Genomic DNA, 17,370 nt, shown 5'->3' with positions numbered 1-17,370 from the left:
GTTCACCCGTCTTCGATCGAGAAAGCACACACCCCAATGACATCCGTGATACGACTCTGCCTTGCGGCAGTGCTGACCACGCTGGTCGCGCTCGCCGCCGCCACCACCGCCTCGGCGCATGCGGCGCTGGTGTCCAGTGATCCCGCCGACGGGACGTCGCTGCCGACAGCGCCGGCGCGCGTGAGCGCCACCTTCAACGAAGCGATGCAGCCCGCCTTCGCGGCGATGACCGTGGTGGGCCCCGACGGCGGACAGTGGGCCGACGGTGACGTCGCCGTGCAGGGCGCGACGCTGAGTGTGGCTGTCCGCCAAGGTGCTCCGGCGGGCACCTACACGGTCAACTACCGCGCCACCTCCGCCGACGGCCACGTGGTCTCGGGCTCCTGGTCCTTCACCACGGCCGAATCCCGTCCTGTTCCGGTCAGTCCCCCCACCACGCCGGCGCCGGCCGCCGAGGAGACCCCGGCGGCTGCGCCGACATCAGCGCCGACCGAGGACGGCATGCCGGTGTGGCCGTTCGCGGTGGGCGCGACCGTGATCGTCGCCGGCGGGGCACTGTGGGCGGTCCGGCGCCGGTCGTGACCGCAACGCGCTGGGCCGCGGTCTGCCTCGGGCTGGTCGGCGCCGTGGTGACATTGGCCTGGGCGCTGGCGCAGCCGCTGCTGTCGCCGGGGTCGGCCGCGGTCCGGGCGGTCGCCGACGGCGCGGCGGTGGCGGTGCTCGGGCTGGCCGCGGTGCCGTGGCTCGACGAGAACCGGTATCGCGACGACCTGATGCGCCGGGCCTCCGGTCCGCTGATCGCCGCCGCCGCGGTATGGCTGATCGCCGAGGTGGTGCGGCTGGTGCTGGGCGCGGCCGAAGCGGCCGACGTCGCTGTCGGGGCCCTGACGGCGCACACCACCTGGGAGTTCGCCACCGTCACCGCCGCCGGCCGCTCGGGGGTGTTCAGCCTGCTGGCGGCGGCCGTGATCTGCGCGACGGCCGTGCTGCCGGAGCCGACGGTGTCGGTGCGACTGGCGGTGGCGGGTGCGGCGGGCACCGGGATCGCGGCCCGGGCGGTGACCGGCCACCTGGCCGAGGGCACGCTCGGTGCCACGGCCGTGGTGGTGCATGCGCTCGCCGCGGCGCTGTGGTGTGGGCTGCTGGCCGCGCTGACGCTGACGGTGCAGACCCGGGGGCAATGGGCGCGCGTGCTGCCACGGTTCTCCCGGACCTCCCTGGTCTGCATGGCGACGCTGCTATTCGGCGGGACCGCCGGCGCGGTCACCCGGTTCGGGTCACCGGCCGAGCTGTTCGCCACCGGCTACGGGCGGATCCTGCTGGCCAAGATCGCTGTCACGGCGGTGCTGCTGGCGCTGGCGTGGCGGTACCGCACCACCTGGGTGCCGGCCGCGACGTCGCACCGGCTCACCGCCGAGGCCTCGCGCACCAAGTCTTTGACGGAGCTGGCGCTGATGGCGGTGGCACTGACCTTGGCTGCGGCGCTGACCGTGACCGGTTAGCCCCACCTGGCATGATGGGGTGCTGCCGGCCAGAGAGCACTGGATGACACAAAGGAGCAGCCCGATGTCCGACCCGCAGGAGCAGCCCGAGCAGCGTGGCGAAGCCACGCCTCAGATACCTGGGCAGCCCCCGGCGAAGAAGACTCCGGCCAAGAAAGCCCCCGCCAAGAAGACTCCGGCGAAGAAAACGCCCGCCAAGGCGGTGAAGAAGGTTCCTGCGAAGAAGGCACCGGTCAAGAAGGCACCCGCCACGAAGGCGCCCGCCCCGGAGGCCGCCGCGCCTGTGGTGACTCCCCCGCCGGTGCCCGTCCCGGTGGAGGTCGGCGCCAAGGAAGCCGCAGCGGCAGCCAAGTCCACGGTGGATCAGGCCTCCGACAGCGTCGCCGCGCCGGTGGTGCAGCCGGCCGCACCCGGACGCTCACCCCTGCCGATCGCGGTGGCGATCGCGGTCAGTCTGCTGGCCGTACTGGTGGTCCGGCAATTGCGCCGCAGTTCCGACCCGGACTGAAAGCCAGTTGACCCTGACGCCGCGTCAGGGTGGACAGTGAGTTCATGGACGCCCGCACCGTCGGCACCGTCGCCGAGCTCACCGGTGTCTCGGTGCGCACCCTGCATCACTATGACCACATCGGCCTGGTGGTGCCCAGCGTGCGCACCGCGGCCGGGTACCGCGGTTACACCGACGGCGACGTCGAGCGGCTGCACCTGGTGTTGGTCTACCGGGCGGCGGGCCTGCCGCTCGAGGAGATTCGCGTCCTGCTCGACGATGCCGAGGCCGACATCCTCGACCGGCTCGAGCGACAGTTGGCGCTGTTGCGTCAACGGTCAATTCAGTTGCAGGACACCATCACAGCTGTGGAGGAACTCATGGCCGCACATCGCGCGGGCATTCAACTGACCGCCGAGGAACAGGTGGAGATCTTCGGGGCCACCGCCTTCAGCGAGCAGTACGCCGAGGAGGCGCACCAGCGCTGGGGCGAGACCGATCAGTGGCGCCAGTCCCAACAGCGGGTGGCCCGGCTGAGCAAGCAGGACTGGATGCGCATCAAGGCCGAGGACGACGTGCTGCTGCGCGACCTGGCCGCCGCCATGAGCCGCGGCGTCGCACCTGGCTGCGCCGACGCCGACGCGCTGGCGGCCCGGCACCGCGCGGGGATCGACCGCTTCTACGACTGCAGCGACGATATGCACCGGTGCCTGGCGCAGATGTATGTCACCGACGTGCGGTTCACCGCCTACTACGACGACGTGGCGCCCGGGCTGGCGCAGTACGTGCACGACATCATCGTTTCGGGGCGCCGCTAGCATTCACACGTGACTGTGACCCCGCGCGCCACCGCTGACCTGGTCGACGAGATCGGCCCCGATGTCCGCAGCTGCGATCTGCAGCTGCGCCAGTTCGGTGGCCGCGACACCTTCGCCGGACCCGTTGTCACCGTGCGCTGTTTTCAGGACAACGCGTTGTTGAAGTCGGTGCTCTCGGAGCCCGGCGACGGGGCCGTGCTGGTGATCGACGGTGACGCCTCCGTGCACACCGCGCTGGTCGGTGATCTGATCGCCGAACTGGGCCGGTCCAATGGCTGGGCGGGCCTGATCATCAACGGTGCGGTCCGAGACGCGTCGACGCTGCGCACCCTCGACATCGGCATCAAGGCGCTGGGCACCAATCCGCGCAAGAGCACCAAGACCGGCGCCGGTGAGCGTGACGTCGCGGTGAGCTTCGGCGGTGTCACCTTCACCCCCGGCGACATCGCCTACAGCGATGACGACGGGATCGTGCTGGTGGCTAGCTAGCGGCCGAAGCCGACACCGGCGCACGGTGTTTCGTGAAGTGCAGCGCCGGGTCGTCGACCTTGCCGTGCCGGATCACACGCAGGTCCACGAAGTAGTTCTGCTTGAGCCGCCACGGCGCCTCTGACCCCGACTTGGGCAGGCGGTCGATGGCCCGCAGGATGTAGCCGGATGTGAGGTCGACGAACGGGCGGCGCTCGACGTCCTCGCCCGGCTCACTGGGCACCACGGTGTCGTAACCGTGAGAATCCATGTAGTTCAACAACTTTGCGACGAACTCGGACGTCAGGTCGGCTTTCAGGGTCCACGAGGCGTTGGTGTAACCGAAGGTGAACACCGCGTTGGGCAGCCCGGTCAGCATCATGCCCTTGAACGCCACCGATTCGGCGAGGTCCAGGGGTGTGCCGTTGCGCAGCACCTGCGCGCCGCCGAAGAACTGGATGTTCAAACCCGTTGCGGTGACGATGATGTCGGCGTCCAGATGCTGACCCGAGGTCAACTGGATACCGGTGGCGGTGAACCGTTCGATGGTGTCGGTCACCACGTCGGCCTTGCCCTTGCGGATGGCCTTGAACAGATCACCGTTGGGCGCCAGGCACAGTCGCTGATCCCACGGCTTGTAGTCGGGGCCGAAGTGCTTCTCGACGTCGAAGCCCTGCGGTAGGCGGCGCTGCGCCATGGTGAGCAACGTCTTGCGCATGTAGGACGGGCGGCGTTGCGACAGTTGGTATTGCACGGTGCTGAACAGGATCGCCTTCCACCTGTTCACCACGTGGGCGAGGTCGGCCGGCAGGAACCTGTTGGCCTTCTCGGCCACCGGGTCGATATCGGGAAGTGAGCCGACGTAGGTGGGGGTGCGCTGCAGCATCGTGACGTGCTCGGCACCGGAATTGGCCAGTGCCGGAATCAGAGTCACGGCGGTGGCGCCACTGCCGATGACGACGATCTTCTTGCCGGCGTAGTCGAGATCCTCCGGCCAGTGCTGCGGATGGACGATGGTGCCGGTGAAGTCCTCGGAGCCGGGGAAGGCCGGCGAGTAGCCCTGGTCGTAGTTGTAGTAGCCGCTGCAGGCCAGCAGGAACCCACACCGGATCGTCTTGCGCTCACCGCCGGTCTCGACGGTGATCGTCCACTGGTTGTCGTCGTCGGACCAGTCGGCGCTGATCACCTTGTGACCGAACCGCATGTGCCGGTCGATGCCGTTCTCTTCGGCGGCCTCTTTGAGGTACGCCAGGATCGATGCACCGTCGGCGATCGACTTGGCCGACCGCCACGGCTTGAACCGGAAGCCGAGGGTGAACATGTCCGAGTCCGAGCGGATGCCCGGGTACTTGAACAGGTCCCAGGTGCCGCCCATGTTCTCGCGTGCTTCCAGGATCAGATAGTCCTTGCCGGGGCAGCGCTCCTGCAAGTGCCAGGCGGCGCTGATTCCCGAGATGCCAGCCCCGACGATGACAACATCGACAAATTCGGTCATATGTCAAACGCTATCAACGCCCTGTTGAGCTAGTCAACACCCTGTTGAGAATTTCAACGGGGTGTAAAGTCGACGCTCGTGACCACCGTCAGCACGTCGCGCGCCGGACGCGGCCGTCGCTCCACCCGCCCGTCCGGCGACGACCGCGAACAGGCCATCCTGGCCACCGCCGCCCGGCTGCTCGGCGACAAGTCCTATGCCGACATCTCGGTCGACGACCTGGCCCGAGGCGCGGGGTTGTCGCGGCCCACGTTCTATTTCTATTTCCCCTCCAAGGAAGCGGTTTTGCTGACGCTGCTGGACCCGGTGATCCAGCGCGCCGACTCCGGTTTCGACGGGGCGCTGGACAATCTGCCCAGCGATCCCCGCCGCGCCATCCGGGCCGGGATCAACACGTTCTTCGACGCGTTCGCCTCCGACGCCGTGCTGGGCAAGGCGGCCGCCGATGCGCTGGGAACCAGCCTCGAGGTGCGGGCGCTGTGGTCGCGGTTCATGGACAAGTGGATCGGCCAGACCGCCGCGCTGATCGAGGCCGAACGGGCCCGCGGCGCCGCGCCAAAGACCATCCCGGCTCGGGATCTGGCCACCGCGCTCAACGAGATGAACGAACGCACCATGGTGGCCGCCCTGGCCGACGAACAACTGGCGGTGGACCGCGAGCGCCTGGTCGACACCCTCACGCACATCTGGTTGACCAGCATCTACACCCAGATTCCCTGACCTGTCGCCCCGGCATGCGAACATGTGTTCGTGTCGGGTGAAGCGACCATCATGCACGCCGACTTGGACTCGTTCTACGCGTCCGTCGAACAGCGTGACGACCCGACGCTGCGCGGACGGCCGGTGATCGTCGGCGGCGGCGTGGTGCTGGCGGCCAGCTACGAGGCCAAGGCTTACGGGGTCAAGACGGCCATGGGCGGGCGGCAAGCTCTGCAGCTGTGCCCGGGCGCGGCCGTGGTGCCGCCGCGGATGTCGGCGTATTCGCAGGCCAGCGCGGCGGTGTTCGAGGTGTTTCGCGACACCACTCCACTGGTGGAGCCGCTGTCGGTCGACGAGGCGTTCCTCGACGTCGGCGGGCTGCGGCGCACCGCGGGTGAGCCCGTGCAGATCGCGGCCCGGCTGCGGGAACGGGTCCGCGACGAGGTGGGCCTGCCCATCACCGTCGGGATCGCCTGCACCAAGTTCCTCGCCAAGGTGGCCAGCCAGGTGGCCAAGCCGGACGGCCTGCTGCTGGTACCGCCTGGCGGCGAGCTGGAGTTCCTGCACCCGTTGCCCGTCCGCCGGCTCTGGGGTGTCGGCGCCAAGACCGAGGAGAAGCTGCGTGGCCACGGCATCGTGACCGTGGCCCAGGTGGCCGAGCTGGGCGAGTCGACGCTGGCCGCGATGGTCGGCGGCGCCATGGGCCGCCAACTGTTCTGCCTGTCGCGCAACATCGACCGGCGCCGCGTCACCACCGGGGCCCGGCGCCGCTCGGTGGGGGCGCAGCGGGCCCTCGGCCGGGCCGGTAACACCATGTCGGCCGCCGAGATCGACGCCGTGGTGGTCAACCTCGTCGACCGCATCACCCGCCGGATGCGCGGAGCCGACCGCACCGGCCGCACCGTCACGCTGCGTTTGCGGTTCAACGACTTCGGCCGGGTCACCCGCTCGCACACCCTGCCCCGGGCCACCTCCGGCACCGAACCCATCCTGGCCGCCGCCCGCGAGTTGGTGGCCGGTGCGGCCCCGCTGGTCCGCGAGCGTGGGCTCACCCTCGTCGGTTTCTCGGTGTCCAACATCGACAGCGAGGGCGCCCAGCAGCTGGAGCTGCCGTTCACCAGCCAGCCGGACCTGCTGGCCGTCGACTCGGCGATGGACCAGATCCGGCAGCGCTTCGGCAACTCGTCGCTGACACGCGGCGTGCTCGTCGGACGTGACCCGGGTCTGGAGATGCCTACTCTGCCCGACTAGTCATCGCTTCATCCAGCACCACCGTGACGCGGAAGCCGCAGAGCACCAGGATGTGCATGACGAACAGCCACAGCGCCAGCGCCGACACCGCCCCCACGATCGGCAGGCCACCGAAGGGCGCCGACCACGGCACCGGAATGGCCAGGAACAGCAGGAATCCCTGCAAGAAGCCCGCCAGGATGGCGCCGGTCCCGAACGAACCCCAGAGCAGGGCCTTCAGCTGGAAGCGGCCTGGCCCGATGAGCCCGAACACGCCGCACAGCGCCGTCGACACCGCGATCCAGACGATGTGGAACGCCACCACCACACCCCAGACCAGCGACCAGCCGCCGGCGGCGTACAGCGGCCCGACGTACGACGATGACGCGAGTACGGCCAGCACCAGGAACGGCGCCACGGCGGCCACCCCGAGCAGCCCGGCCCGTCCGCGCCATCCGGTGAGGGTGTCTTTCGTCGCCGACATCTGCACGAACGCCCGCCGCAGCCCCTCCCCGTACAGGCTGGCGGGGAACAGGACCACCAGCGCCTGCAGCCACGACATCGACAGCGCCACCGACGTCAGTGTGCGCAGCGCCTCCGGTGTGCCGTGCCCGTCGGGCAGCCCGGCGATGGCGGCCTCCATGGCGCTGGTCACGGTGTCGTGGCCGACCAGCGCGCCCACCGCCCACAGGGACACCAGAGCCAGCGGAACCAGCCCGATGACCCCGAAGTACGTCGCCCCGGCGGCCCACAGCGCGAGGTCACTGACCGGGAAGGTCGTGCCGAGCGTCGAGGCGATTCTGCGTAGTCGGCTCATGCGCACGCCTGGCAGGCTGAGGTGATGACGTCGCAGGACGATGCGGGGTGGTCGGCGCTGCACGGCGGGGTGCAGCCGTCACTGCTGGTGCGTGGCTGGTTGCGACTGATCCGCGCGCTGGCCGCCGGCCCGGTGTTGCGGATCCCGCCCGATGTGCTGTCAGCGGCCGGGGTGCTGGCGCTGGCCGGGGCATGGGCGGCCGTCACCGGGCCTCGCTGGCCGGCGCTGACCGTCCTGCTGGTGCTGGTGGCCGGTGTGCTCGACGGCCTCGACGGGGCGGTGGCCCTGCGGACCGGGCGGGCGCGGCCGCTGGGTGCGGTGGTCGACGCGGTCGCCGACCGTCTCGGCGACCTGGTGCTGGGTGCGGTGCTGGTGGCGCTGGGCGCCCCGCTGCCGTGGGTGCTGGCCGCGCTGGCCTTGGTGTTGCTGATGGAGTACCTCCGGGCCCGGGCGCAGGCGGTCGGCATGCCCGGCGTGGGGACGGTCACCGTCGCCGAGCGGCCCACGCGGTTGATCGTGGTGGGGGTGGCCGCCGCCGGTACGGCGGTGCTCCCGGCCGGGGTGCCGTTGTTCGGGTGGGGCTGGGCCACCACATTGGCGGTCACCTGGACCGTCGTCGGAGTCGTCGGGATGGCGCAGCTGCTGCTGGGGGTGCGCCGGACGATCCCGCCGGAGTTTCCGCCGGACCGATGAGACCGGCGACGATCTCGGCCGACATCAGCACCAGCGGGATGCCGCCGCCGGGGTGTGCCGACCCGCCCACCAGGTAGAGCCCGGGCACCGGGCTGCGGTTGGTGGGGCGGCGCAACGCCGCGCGCGGGCCGTGCGAGGCGGTGCCGTAGATCGCCCCGCCCGGGGCGCCGGTGCGGCGCTCGAGGTCGGCCGGCGTCGTGGTCTCGAGGAAGCGCAGCCGGTCGGTGACGTCGGCGCCGCGGGCGGCCAGCACGTCGAGCACGTGCCGGGTGTAGCGCTGCCGCAGACCCGGTGCATCCCAGTCGACTCCCCGACCGGGATCGTGCGCCGGTGCGTTGACCATGACGAACCAGCCCTCGGAGTCGTCGTCGGGACGCAGCGCCGGATCGTCGGGGGCGTGCACGTACACGGTGGGATCGTCCACCGGGTGCGGCCGCCGACCGAAGATGGCGTCGAACTCGGCGTCGTAGTCCCGCGGGAAGTAGACGCGGTGTGCGGCGCCGGGCCGGTGCCCGTCGAGGCCCAGCAGCAGCACGAATCCGGCCATCGACCGCGGTGTGCGGCGCACCCGTCGCCGCATCGCCGTCGCGGTGCCGCGGGGCAGCAGCCGGCCGTACAGCGTTGCCGCGTCGGCGTTGCTCACCACCGCGTCGGCGTCCACCTGCCTACCGTCCACACGGACTCCGCGGGCCCGGCCGTCGGACACCACGACCTCGTCGACCTGCGTCGCGGTGGCGATCTGCACACCGAGGCGGCGGCACCGCAGGGCCAACGCCTCGACGATGCGCCGCAGGCCGCCATCGACGTACCAGGCGCCGAACTCCTGCTCGACGAACGAGGTCACGGCGAGCACGGCCGGGGTGCGCCGCGGATCGGAGCCGGAGTACGTCGCATACCGGTTGAGCCACATACGCATTCGCGGGTCGGGCAACAGCGCACGGCCCAGGCCGTCGATGGTCTGCCACGGTGCCACGGCGCGCAGGTCGGCGGGCCGGGCACTCATCCGCGCCAGCGCCGGAAGGGACACCGGCCGCCGCAGCACCGGTTCGCCCACCAGCTCCCACAGCCGACGCGACCTGGTGTGCAACCGCCGCCACGCCTCCCCCGCCCCGTCACCGAGCGCGGCGTCGAGCGCCGCGGGGACACCGGCCGCATCGTGGGGCAACGTCAGCTCGGTGCCGTCGGCGAAGACGTAGGTGAACGCCGGGTCGACGGCCGTCAGCGTCAGTTCGCCGGGCCCGCCGGTGTCGGCGAACAGTTGCTCGAGCACTGCGGGAACGGTGAGCAGGGACGGGCCGGTGTCGAAGGTGAAACCGTCGCGTTCCAGGACGCCCAGCTTGCCGCCGACGGTCGGGGCGGCCTCGAACACCGTGACATCGTGGCCGACGGCGGCCAGCCGGGCCGCGGCGGCCAGGCCGCCCAGTCCCGCTCCGATGACGACGACGTGGCTCATACCGCGCGTCCCTTCCAGTGCAGCGAGCCTCGCACCCGGCCCGCCCATGACGACGCGAGCAGACCCAACAGCGCCAGCACCGAGGCGGGGTGGGCCAGCCCGTCCCACGGCCGCCCGGACCACCGCGCCGCCGACGCCCGGCCCACCACGGCCGCCGTGTAGCCCAGCGCGCCGACCCGTGAGCCGGTGAGCGCCGCAGCCGCGGGCAGCACGTAGACCACTGCCAGCATGGTGCCCACCGCGACGGCCCCGGCGGGCGAGCCGAACGCCGCCCACAACGACTTGCGGTACCCGTCGTAGAGCTCGCGGCCGGAGCTGTACATCCGGCAGCTCGCCAGCGTCGACCCGTCGGCGACCCCGGTGCGCCCGCCGGCCGCCCGCACCGCACGCGCCAGGTTGATGTCGTCGAGCACGGCACCCGACACCGACTCCCAGCCCCCCGCCCGGGCCAGCGCCCGCGCCTCGACCACCAGGAACTGCCCGTTGGCCACCGCCATCGACGGTCGCGCGGAGCGTTCGGCAACGCGCAGCGGCAGCGTCGTGAGCCAGGACCACGCCAGCAGCGGTTGCACCAGCCGGGCACCGAGCCCGTCGGCGACCTGGCGGGGCCAGGGGCTCAGCAGATCCAGCGGTCTGGGCCCGCGCAGCACGGCCACCGCGGCGGCCACCGCGTGCGGGGACAGGATGACGTCGGCGTCGACGAACACCAGGATCTCGCCGCGTGCGGCGGCGGCCAGTTGCGCGCAGGCGTGCGGTTTACCCAGGACGCCCGCCGGCGGCGGCGTTCCGGTCAGCACCCGCAGGCGGGGGTCGGATCCGCCCACCTCGCGGACCACCTCGGCGGTACCGTCGGTGGAATTGTCATCGAGTACCAGTACCTCGACATCGGCCAGTTCACGCTGGGCGAGCACCGAGCGGAGGGTGGGTGTGATCCGGTGGGCTTCGTCACGCGCCGGGATCAGCAGCGACACCGCCGCGGTCACCGGCGGCGGAGCGGCGGGCGGGCGGCGCAGCAGGCGTTGATTGACCAGTTGGTGCGCCGTGCCCGCGCACGCCAGCGCCGCTCCCATAATGGTGAGAGCGCGCAGGGTTTCGGTGGGGCGGGCACCGGGCATCTGCAAACTCTACGGAGCTCAGTGGTGCCGCGAGCCGCCCACCTTCCGACGGGCACGAGCACCGTCGACCGACCGACCCGGAAACGGAGGTATACCGCGTGGCCTTGGCCGTCCCGGTAGCGCCCGTTCGCGCCACCCATGTCGTCTGGGCGTTGGTGGCTGCGGCCATCGCGGTGCAGATCGTCTATCCCCTGATGCCGGAGTCGTGGCGCACCACGGTCACGGTGACCAGCGTCCTGGTGTTCTTCGTGGCCTCCGTGGCAGACGCGGTGCGGGTGCACGGCCCGATGGGCGGCGTACTGCTGATCGCGATCGCCAGTGGCGGCGGGCTGTTCGCCGAGGTGGTCGGCGTGGCCAGCGGCTGGCCGTTCGGCGGCTACTCCTACAACGGCACCCTGGGCCCGCAGTTGCTGGGTGTCCCGCTGGTGGTGCCGCTGGCGTGGGCGATGATGGCCTGGCCCGCGCTCGTGGTGGCGCGCACCCTCGCCAAGCGCACCGTGGCCGTCGTCGCGGTCGGGGCGGTGGCATTGTCGACCTGGGACCTGTTCCTGGATCCGCAGATGGTGGACGCGGGGCACTGGTCGTGGATCGACCCCGGGCCGGGACTGCCGTTGATCCCGGGGATCCCGCTGTCCAACTACCTCGGCTGGCTCCTGGTTTCGGTGGCGGTGATCGGTCTGCTGCACGCCACCCTGCCGCGCGACAACCGGCCGTCCGCACCCGCGGCGACGCTTTATCTGTGGGTGTACGCCTCGTCGGTGATGGGTCACGCCGTGTTCTTCGATCTGCCGGGTTCGGCGATCATCGGAGGAGTGCTCATGGGTACCGTCGCCATCCCGTTCGCCATCACCTTGTGGAGGCGACGTGGCTGACCCGATGCGCAGTCGCGCGGCGCCGTTCCGGATGCGTGCGCACCGTCTCGTCACTCCGGACCCGGTGCTGCCGCGTGAGGTCGCGCCGGGGGCCGAGGCGGTGGTGGTCGGCGGCGGCGTCGCCGGGATCTCGGCGGCCGTGATCCTCGCCGAACGCGGCGTTCGGGTCACGCTGCTGGAGGCCGCCGGACACCTCGGTGGCCGGTTGGGCGCCTGGTCGGAAACCCTGCACGACGGCACCGAGCAGGTGATCGAACACGGATTCCACGCCTTCTTCCGGCAGTACTACACCTGGCGGTCGATTCTGCGGCGCGCCGATCCCGAGCTGTCGTTCCTGGCGCCGGTACCGAACTATCCGGTGATCTCGGCGACCTGGCCGGCCGAGGATCTGTCCGGCCTGCCTGCCGCACCGCCGCTGAACCTGCTGGCCCTGGCGCTGCGCTCGAAAAGCCTGTCGCGCCAGGACTTCGTGCGCGCCGACCCCGACGCCGGGCGCGCGCTGCTGGCCTATGACCGCGCCACCACCACCGCCGCACTCGACAACGTCGACGCGGCGGCGTTCCTGGACCGGCTCGGGATGTCCGAGCGCACCCGCAGCATGCTCTTCGAGGCGTTCGCCCGGTCGTTCTTCTGCAATCAGAACGCGTTGTCGGCCGCCGAGCTGGTGGCCATGTTCCACTACTACTTCCTGGGCAACCCCGAGGGCATCGGCTTCGACGTGCCCGACACCGACCACGCGACGGCCATCTGGAATCCGTTGCAGCAGTATGTTGTTGGCCATGGCGGTGAGATCCGGCTGGGCGCTGCGGTCAACCGCGTCGAACCGGACGGCCCCTCCTGGCGGGTACACATCGCCGGTGCCGAGGCCCTGACGACGCGGCATCTGATCCTGGCGCTCGACCCGGGCGCGCTGCGTTCGGTGATCTCGGACTCCGGCCTGGCGACGGTGGCGCCGCTGCTGGCGAAACAGAGCGAGAGCTTGAGCGTGGCACCGCCTTTCGCGGTGAGCCGGATCTGGCTTGACCGCGATGTCGCCCAACACCGGGCCGCGTTCAGCGCCGTGACCGGTCAGCCGAACCTTGACTCCATTGCCATCTACTCCCGGCTCGAAGAGCCCAGCCGGCAGTGGGCCGCGGCCACCGGTGGTTCGATCATCGAAGTGCACTCGTATTCCTGCTCGTTGAGTGACGCGGAGACCGCGGCCCAGGCCCTGCGCGACGAGCTCGCGACGCTGTGGCCGGAGACCGCCGATGCCCGAGTGCTGCACAGCCACAACAGATTGGAGGCAACGGCACCGTCGTTCCCGCCCGGATCCGCCGGCACCCGGCCGACGGTGCGCACCGATGCCCGCGGTGTGCGGGTGGCCGGCGACTTCGTCGAGCTGCCGTACCTGGCCGGGTTGATGGAACGGTCGTCGATGTCGGGTGTGTTGGCGGCCAACGACGTGCTGGCCGAACTGGGCGCTGCCGGCGAGCCCATCATGGGTGTGCCGCAGCGCGGGCTGTTGGCGGGGGTTCCTGATATCCCGCGTCGCCAGCGCGGTCGACGAGACGGGTGAGGGACCAGCCCGGCGAAGAAAGGCCGGGCCCCATTTGCCCCGGCGCGGGTGATTTTTGTCGTACCCCTCTGTGATGATGGGGCCATGTCCTCCTCCACTGCAACACCTTTCGCTGATGCTGGGGTTACTCCCAAGCAGCGGTTGGAGGTGCTGTTGGACAGGCTTGGCGAGCTGACCGGACAACGCAATGCGACCGACGCTGCGATCGTGCAGATCGTCGCCGAGATCGACCGCGACGGCTTGGCCGGCAACACCGGCTACCGCTCGATCGCGTCGTTGGTGGCCGCCAGAACCGGTGTCTCGCCGCGCACCGCAAAGACCCTCACCACGGTGGCGCAGCGCTCTGCCGAGTTCCCTGAGTGCACCGCAGGCATGCGAGCAGGTTGGTTGTCGCTGGATCAGGTCGGGGCCATCGCCGAGAACGCCGCCGACGGTTCCGATGCGCACTATGCGCAATTCGCGCGGTACGCCACCGTCAAGCAGTTGCGCAAGGCGATCAGCCTGGAACCGAAACCTGCACCCTCCCCGGAACCCGAGGCCGATATCCCGCCGGACCCGGAAGCGCCGAGGTCGATCACTCAGACCTCCGATGCAGACTCCACCACCTGGCACATCACGTTGCCTGCCGATGAGGCCGCGGAGTTCGACTCTGCACTGCAGTCACATCAGGACAACCTGATCGCCGACTGGAAACGCGACCACACTGACATCCAGTACGAACAGACGCCGCCGTTCCCGACTCCGGTGGACGGTTTCATGAGCCTGGTGCGCGCCGGGTGGGACGCCGATGTCGCTGGCCGCCCGCATGGACAGCGCACCACCGTCGTGGTGCATCTGGACATCGAGTCACGTGTCGCGGCGCTGCATTTGGGTCCACTGCTCTCCGACGCCCATCGCCGCTACCTGACCTGCGACAGCACCTGTGAGGTGTGGTTCGAACGTGACGGCCGGCCCATCGGCTCCGGCCGGGAAACCCGCACCATCAGCCGCCGACTGCGCCGGGCCCTCGAGCACCGCGACCACGGCACGTGCGTGGTACCCGGGTGCGGCACCACCCGCGGACTGCAGGCCCATCACTTGCAGCACTGGGAGGACGGCGGTCCAACGGAGCTGTGGAACCTGGTGCTGCTGTGCCCTTTTCACCATCGCCTGCACCACAAACGCGGTATCACCCTCTCCGGGCCTACTGATCGATTGGTGGTCACCGATGCCGACGGGCGCCGGATGGTCGCCGGGTCGCTGGCGCGGCCCCCGACCACACCGCCGCCAGATGTGTCACCGCACCCCGGGCCTGGCGGCGGGCGTTGCGGCTGGTGGTGGTACACACCCTTCGAGCCGCCATCCAACTAACCGGCTTGCGCCCAGGCCAGCAGCTTGTCGACGGGCCAGGTGTTGATGATCCGGTCCACCGGAATGTCGTTGTCCAAGGCCCGCTGCGCGCCGTACCCCAGAAAATCCAGCTGGCCAGGCGCATGCGCATCGGTGTCGATGGAGAAGTCGCAGCCGATCTCCAACGCCAGTTTCAGCAGTCGCGTCGGCGGGTCCCGCCGTTCCGGCCGCGAGTTGATCTCCAGGGCGGTCCCGTGATCCCGGCACGCGGTGAACACCTTCTCCGCATCGAACTGCGATTCGGCCCGGGTGCCGCGGCCGCCGGTGATCAGCCGCCCGGTGCAGTGCCCCAGTACGTCGGCGTAGCCCTCCGATACCGCCCGCACCATCCGCCGCGTCATCGCCGTCGCGTCCATCTTCAGCTTGGAGTGCACGCTGGCCACCACGACGTCCAGGCGTTCCAGCAGCTCGGGTTCCTGGTCCAGCGACCCGTCGTCGAGGATGTCGACCTCGATACCGGTCAGGATCCGCATCGGGGCGAACTGCTCGCGCAGCTCGTCGATGACGTCGAGCTGGCGGCGCAGCCGCTCCGGGGACAGCCCGTTGGCCACCGTCAGCCGCGGCGAGTGATCGGTCAGCGCGCAGTATTCGTGGCCCAGCCGCTGTGCGGTGGCCATCATCTCGTCGATGGGCGCGGAACCGTCGGACCAGTTGGAGTGCAGATGCAGGTCGCCCCTGAGCGCCGCCCTGATCTCGCCGCCGCCGAGATCACCTGCGGCAGTCCGTAATTCGACGAGGGTATCCGGCTCGCGGCCGGACCACGCCTGGGCGATCACTTTCGCGGTCTTGGGACCGATGCCCGGCAGGGTCTGCCAGCTGCCCGCCGCACCGTGCTTCTGCAACTGGGCCTCATCGAGGCGTTCGATGACATCGGCGGCATTGCGGTAGGCCATCACGCGGCGGGCTTCCTCGCGGGCACGGTCCTTGTAGAACGCGATCTCGCGCAACGCGGTCACAGGGTCCATGCCTCTAGTCTGCCCTCGACCTACGGACGCCAATCGGGGTCTCGCCCGCTGCGCCCGACGATCTGGTCCAGCGCTGGGGCGTCATCGCCGACGGGTACCGCGGGCCCGAACAGTCCTTCGGTGCCGGAGGCGTCGAACGCCGCGAGGTGCTGCAGGCACGCCTGCGCGGTGGCCGCGTCCACGTCGTAGCCGCGCCCGATGCTGCGCGCCACGTCCCAGCCGTGGATCACCACCTCGGCCAGTGCCACCGACCCGGCGACGTCGCCGGGAAGGTCCACGCCACCTGCACGCGTCATGCCCTCCCACGCGGCGGGTTCCTGCCACGCCTGGGCGAGTTCGGCGAGATGGTCGGGGTAGGTCGCACGCCAGTCCGGCGCCAACTCGGCCGGGCGATCGTTCGGCGAGGTGTCGGTCATCGGACCGAGATCCTTGCGCGCGGCGGCCGCGAAGGCCTCCGACAACATCCCGACGTGGGCGACCAGGTCACGCACCGTCATCGGCGCACAGGGCGTCGGCCCGTCGAGGTGGTGGTCTTGCACATCTGCCAGCACACCGGCGGTACGGCGACAGGCTTCACTGAGATCGATCATGCCGGTATGACTCGCGGTCGCCACCGAACTCATCGCGCACTGTCAGAAAACAGGACTAGCCTCGGTGGGCGTGCGATTCGCCTTCAAGACTTCACCGCAGAACACCACCTGGTCGGAAATGCTGCCCATCTGGCAGACCGCCGACGATATCGACGTCTTCGAGTCCGGCTGGACGTTCGATCACTTCTATCCGATCTTCTCCGACTCCACCGGGCCGTGCCTGGAAGGCTGGGTGACGCTGACGGCGTTGGCGCAGGCCACGCAGCGGCTGCGGGTGGGGGTATTGGTCACCGGCATCCACTACCGCCACCCCGCGGTGCTGGCCAACATGGCTTCGGCGCTGGACATCATCTCGGGCGGTCGCCTCGAGTTGGGCATCGGCGCCGGCTGGAACGAAGAGGAATCCGGCGCTTACGGCATCGAGCTGGGCAGCATCAAGGAGCGCTTCGACCGCTTCGAAGAGGCCTGCGAGGTGCTGACCAGCCTGCTGAGCAAGGAGACCACCGACTTCGACGGCAAGTTCTACCAGCTGAAGAACGCCCGCAACGAACCGAAGGGCCCGCAGCAGCCGCACCCGCCGATCTGCATCGGCGGCAGCGGCGAGAAGCGCACCCTGCGCATCACCGCCAAGTACGCCCAGCACTGGAACTTCGTGGGCGGCCCGCCCGAGGAGTTCGCGCGTAAGCGTGACGTGCTGGCATCGCATTGCGCCGATATCGGCCGCGATCCGAAAGAGATCATGCTGTCGGCGCACGTGCGCCTTGGCGAGGACCGGGATTATCAGAAGGTGGTCGACGAGGCCGCCGCGCTGGGTGCCGAGGGGCTGGATCTGGCGATCATCTATCTGCCGCCGCCGTACGACCCGGCCGTCCTGGAGCCGCTAGCTGAGGCGATCCGCGGATAACGATTCGATAACGACGAGCAAAGTTGCGTCGCCGTCAGCGGCGTAACGTCTGCGTCACCGCCTCATACGCCGAAGCGCAACAGTTCGTCGGCGGTGACCAGACGCTCGTGCTTGGCGGGAAACTCGCGGCTCTTGACGGGGTGCCGGAACAGTGACCAGGCGATTCGCCCCACCCGCGACCGGGTTATCGGGTTGATATGCACTGCTATCACTCCTGCGATCGGAAATAGCTGAATCGGGCAACTACCCTACCGCAGTGCCCTCAGGAAATCATTAGATACCCGAGGGTTGGCAAACCCCGGAAGCCACGCCGCA

Annotated in this window: 19 protein-coding genes; 12 read left to right on the top strand and 7 right to left on the bottom strand. The window is 70.0% G+C overall.

From position 1 onward, the window contains the following. The first annotated feature begins 36 nt into the window (after positions 1 to 36). The 5 genes from NL241_RS00560 (at position 37) to rraA (ending at position 3,296) form a co-directional block, all read left to right on the top strand. Positions 37 to 582 carry a copper resistance CopC family protein gene (locus NL241_RS00560; protein ID WP_487692178.1) on the top strand — a complete coding sequence of 182 codons (546 nt, stop codon included), beginning with the start codon at positions 37 to 39 and terminating at the stop codon, positions 580 to 582. Continuing rightward, on the top strand, positions 579 to 1,502 hold the full coding sequence (locus NL241_RS00555; protein ID WP_487692177.1) for a CopD family protein: 924 nt from the start codon (positions 579 to 581) through the stop codon (positions 1,500 to 1,502). The genes NL241_RS00560 and NL241_RS00555 overlap by 4 nt, the downstream gene beginning before the upstream one ends. A gap of 64 nt (positions 1,503 to 1,566) precedes the next feature. Further along, positions 1,567 to 2,010, top strand: a complete 444-nt coding sequence (locus NL241_RS00550) for an Rv3852 family protein (RefSeq protein ID WP_494396490.1) — start codon at positions 1,567 to 1,569, stop codon at positions 2,008 to 2,010. Between the two features lie 44 nt (positions 2,011 to 2,054). Continuing rightward, entirely contained in the window at positions 2,055 to 2,807 is a 753-nt protein-coding gene (locus tag NL241_RS00545; protein ID WP_494396489.1) for a MerR family transcriptional regulator, read from the top strand. A 9-nt stretch (positions 2,808 to 2,816) separates the two neighbouring features. Continuing rightward, the gene (gene rraA / locus NL241_RS00540) at positions 2,817 to 3,296 is read left to right on the top strand and encodes a ribonuclease E activity regulator RraA (RefSeq protein ID WP_487692173.1); all 480 of its coding nucleotides are present in this window, start codon (positions 2,817 to 2,819) and stop codon (positions 3,294 to 3,296) included. On the opposite strand, the gene NL241_RS00535 is transcribed toward rraA, so the two are convergent. Continuing rightward, on the bottom strand, positions 3,289 to 4,770 hold the full coding sequence (locus tag NL241_RS00535) for a flavin-containing monooxygenase (RefSeq protein WP_494396488.1): 1,482 nt from the start codon (positions 4,768 to 4,770) through the stop codon (positions 3,289 to 3,291). The two genes, rraA and NL241_RS00535, sit on opposite strands and share 8 nt — an antisense overlap. Positions 4,771 to 4,848: 78 nt before the next feature. On the opposite strand from NL241_RS00535, the gene NL241_RS00530 reads away from it, so the two are divergent. Together NL241_RS00530 and dinB are read left to right on the top strand one after the other, a co-directional pair. Further along, positions 4,849 to 5,490, top strand: a complete 642-nt coding sequence (locus tag NL241_RS00530; protein WP_487692170.1) for a TetR/AcrR family transcriptional regulator — start codon at positions 4,849 to 4,851, stop codon at positions 5,488 to 5,490. 51 nt (positions 5,491 to 5,541) lie between these two features. Next, entirely contained in the window at positions 5,542 to 6,720 is a 1,179-nt protein-coding gene (dinB, locus tag NL241_RS00525) for a DNA polymerase IV (protein WP_487692343.1), read from the top strand. On the opposite strand, the gene NL241_RS00520 is transcribed toward dinB, so the two are convergent. Then, positions 6,704 to 7,516 (bottom strand): YhjD/YihY/BrkB family envelope integrity protein, encoded by an 813-nt coding sequence (locus NL241_RS00520; protein ID WP_487692169.1) that lies wholly within the window; start codon positions 7,514 to 7,516, stop codon positions 6,704 to 6,706. The genes dinB and NL241_RS00520 overlap by 17 nt on opposite strands. A 24-nt stretch (positions 7,517 to 7,540) precedes the next feature. On the opposite strand from NL241_RS00520, the gene NL241_RS00515 reads away from it, so the two are divergent. Continuing rightward, positions 7,541 to 8,209 (top strand): CDP-alcohol phosphatidyltransferase family protein, encoded by a 669-nt coding sequence (locus NL241_RS00515; protein WP_487692167.1) that lies wholly within the window; start codon positions 7,541 to 7,543, stop codon positions 8,207 to 8,209. On the opposite strand, the gene NL241_RS00510 is transcribed toward NL241_RS00515, so the two are convergent. Both NL241_RS00510 and NL241_RS00505 read right to left on the bottom strand, forming a co-directional pair. Then, positions 8,118 to 9,662: a phytoene desaturase family protein gene (locus NL241_RS00510; RefSeq protein WP_494396487.1), complete on the bottom strand. Its 1,545-nt coding sequence runs from the start codon at positions 9,660 to 9,662 to the stop codon at positions 8,118 to 8,120. The genes NL241_RS00515 and NL241_RS00510 overlap by 92 nt on opposite strands. Further along, complete coding sequence (locus NL241_RS00505; RefSeq protein ID WP_494396486.1) at positions 9,659 to 10,777, bottom strand: glycosyltransferase family 2 protein; 1,119 nt, start codon at positions 10,775 to 10,777, stop codon at positions 9,659 to 9,661. The genes NL241_RS00510 and NL241_RS00505 overlap by 4 nt, the downstream gene beginning before the upstream one ends. A gap of 98 nt (positions 10,778 to 10,875) precedes the next feature. Between NL241_RS00505 and NL241_RS00500 the strand changes: the two genes are divergently transcribed. The 3 genes from NL241_RS00500 to NL241_RS00490 all read left to right on the top strand — a co-directional run bounded on the left by NL241_RS00500 (position 10,876) and on the right by NL241_RS00490 (position 14,557). After that, the gene (locus NL241_RS00500; RefSeq protein ID WP_487692164.1) at positions 10,876 to 11,649 is read left to right on the top strand and encodes a carotenoid biosynthesis protein; all 774 of its coding nucleotides are present in this window, start codon (positions 10,876 to 10,878) and stop codon (positions 11,647 to 11,649) included. Continuing rightward, positions 11,642 to 13,207 carry an FAD-dependent oxidoreductase gene (locus NL241_RS00495; protein ID WP_494396485.1) on the top strand — a complete coding sequence of 522 codons (1,566 nt, stop codon included), beginning with the start codon at positions 11,642 to 11,644 and terminating at the stop codon, positions 13,205 to 13,207. Before NL241_RS00500 ends, NL241_RS00495 begins: the two co-directional genes overlap by 8 nt. An 84-nt stretch (positions 13,208 to 13,291) precedes the next feature. After that, positions 13,292 to 14,557: an HNH endonuclease signature motif containing protein gene (locus NL241_RS00490; RefSeq protein WP_494396484.1), complete on the top strand. Its 1,266-nt coding sequence runs from the start codon at positions 13,292 to 13,294 to the stop codon at positions 14,555 to 14,557. Here the strand turns inward: NL241_RS00490 and NL241_RS00485 are convergent. Beyond that, on the bottom strand, positions 14,554 to 15,561 hold the full coding sequence (locus NL241_RS00485) for a PHP domain-containing protein (RefSeq protein WP_494396483.1): 1,008 nt from the start codon (positions 15,559 to 15,561) through the stop codon (positions 14,554 to 14,556). The genes NL241_RS00490 and NL241_RS00485 overlap by 4 nt on opposite strands. A 20-nt stretch (positions 15,562 to 15,581) precedes the next feature. Continuing rightward, complete coding sequence (locus tag NL241_RS00480) at positions 15,582 to 16,151, bottom strand: TIGR03086 family metal-binding protein (RefSeq protein WP_487692160.1); 570 nt, start codon at positions 16,149 to 16,151, stop codon at positions 15,582 to 15,584. Positions 16,152 to 16,221: 70 nt separating this feature from the next. Here NL241_RS00480 and NL241_RS00475 point away from each other — a divergent pair, with 70 nt between their 5' ends. Further along, positions 16,222 to 17,055, top strand: coding sequence for an LLM class F420-dependent oxidoreductase (locus tag NL241_RS00475; protein ID WP_487692159.1), 834 nt, complete (start codon positions 16,222 to 16,224; stop codon positions 17,053 to 17,055). A gap of 62 nt (positions 17,056 to 17,117) precedes the next feature. Here the strand turns inward: NL241_RS00475 and NL241_RS00470 are convergent, their stop codons facing one another. Next, the gene (locus NL241_RS00470; protein ID WP_487692357.1) at positions 17,118 to 17,258 is read right to left on the bottom strand and encodes a hypothetical protein; all 141 of its coding nucleotides are present in this window, start codon (positions 17,256 to 17,258) and stop codon (positions 17,118 to 17,120) included. Positions 17,259 to 17,370: the final 112 nt, after the last annotated feature.

Source organism: Mycolicibacterium sp. SMGY-1XX, from assembly GCF_059132455.1.
This window is presented reverse-complemented; position numbering and strand designations above follow the sequence as displayed.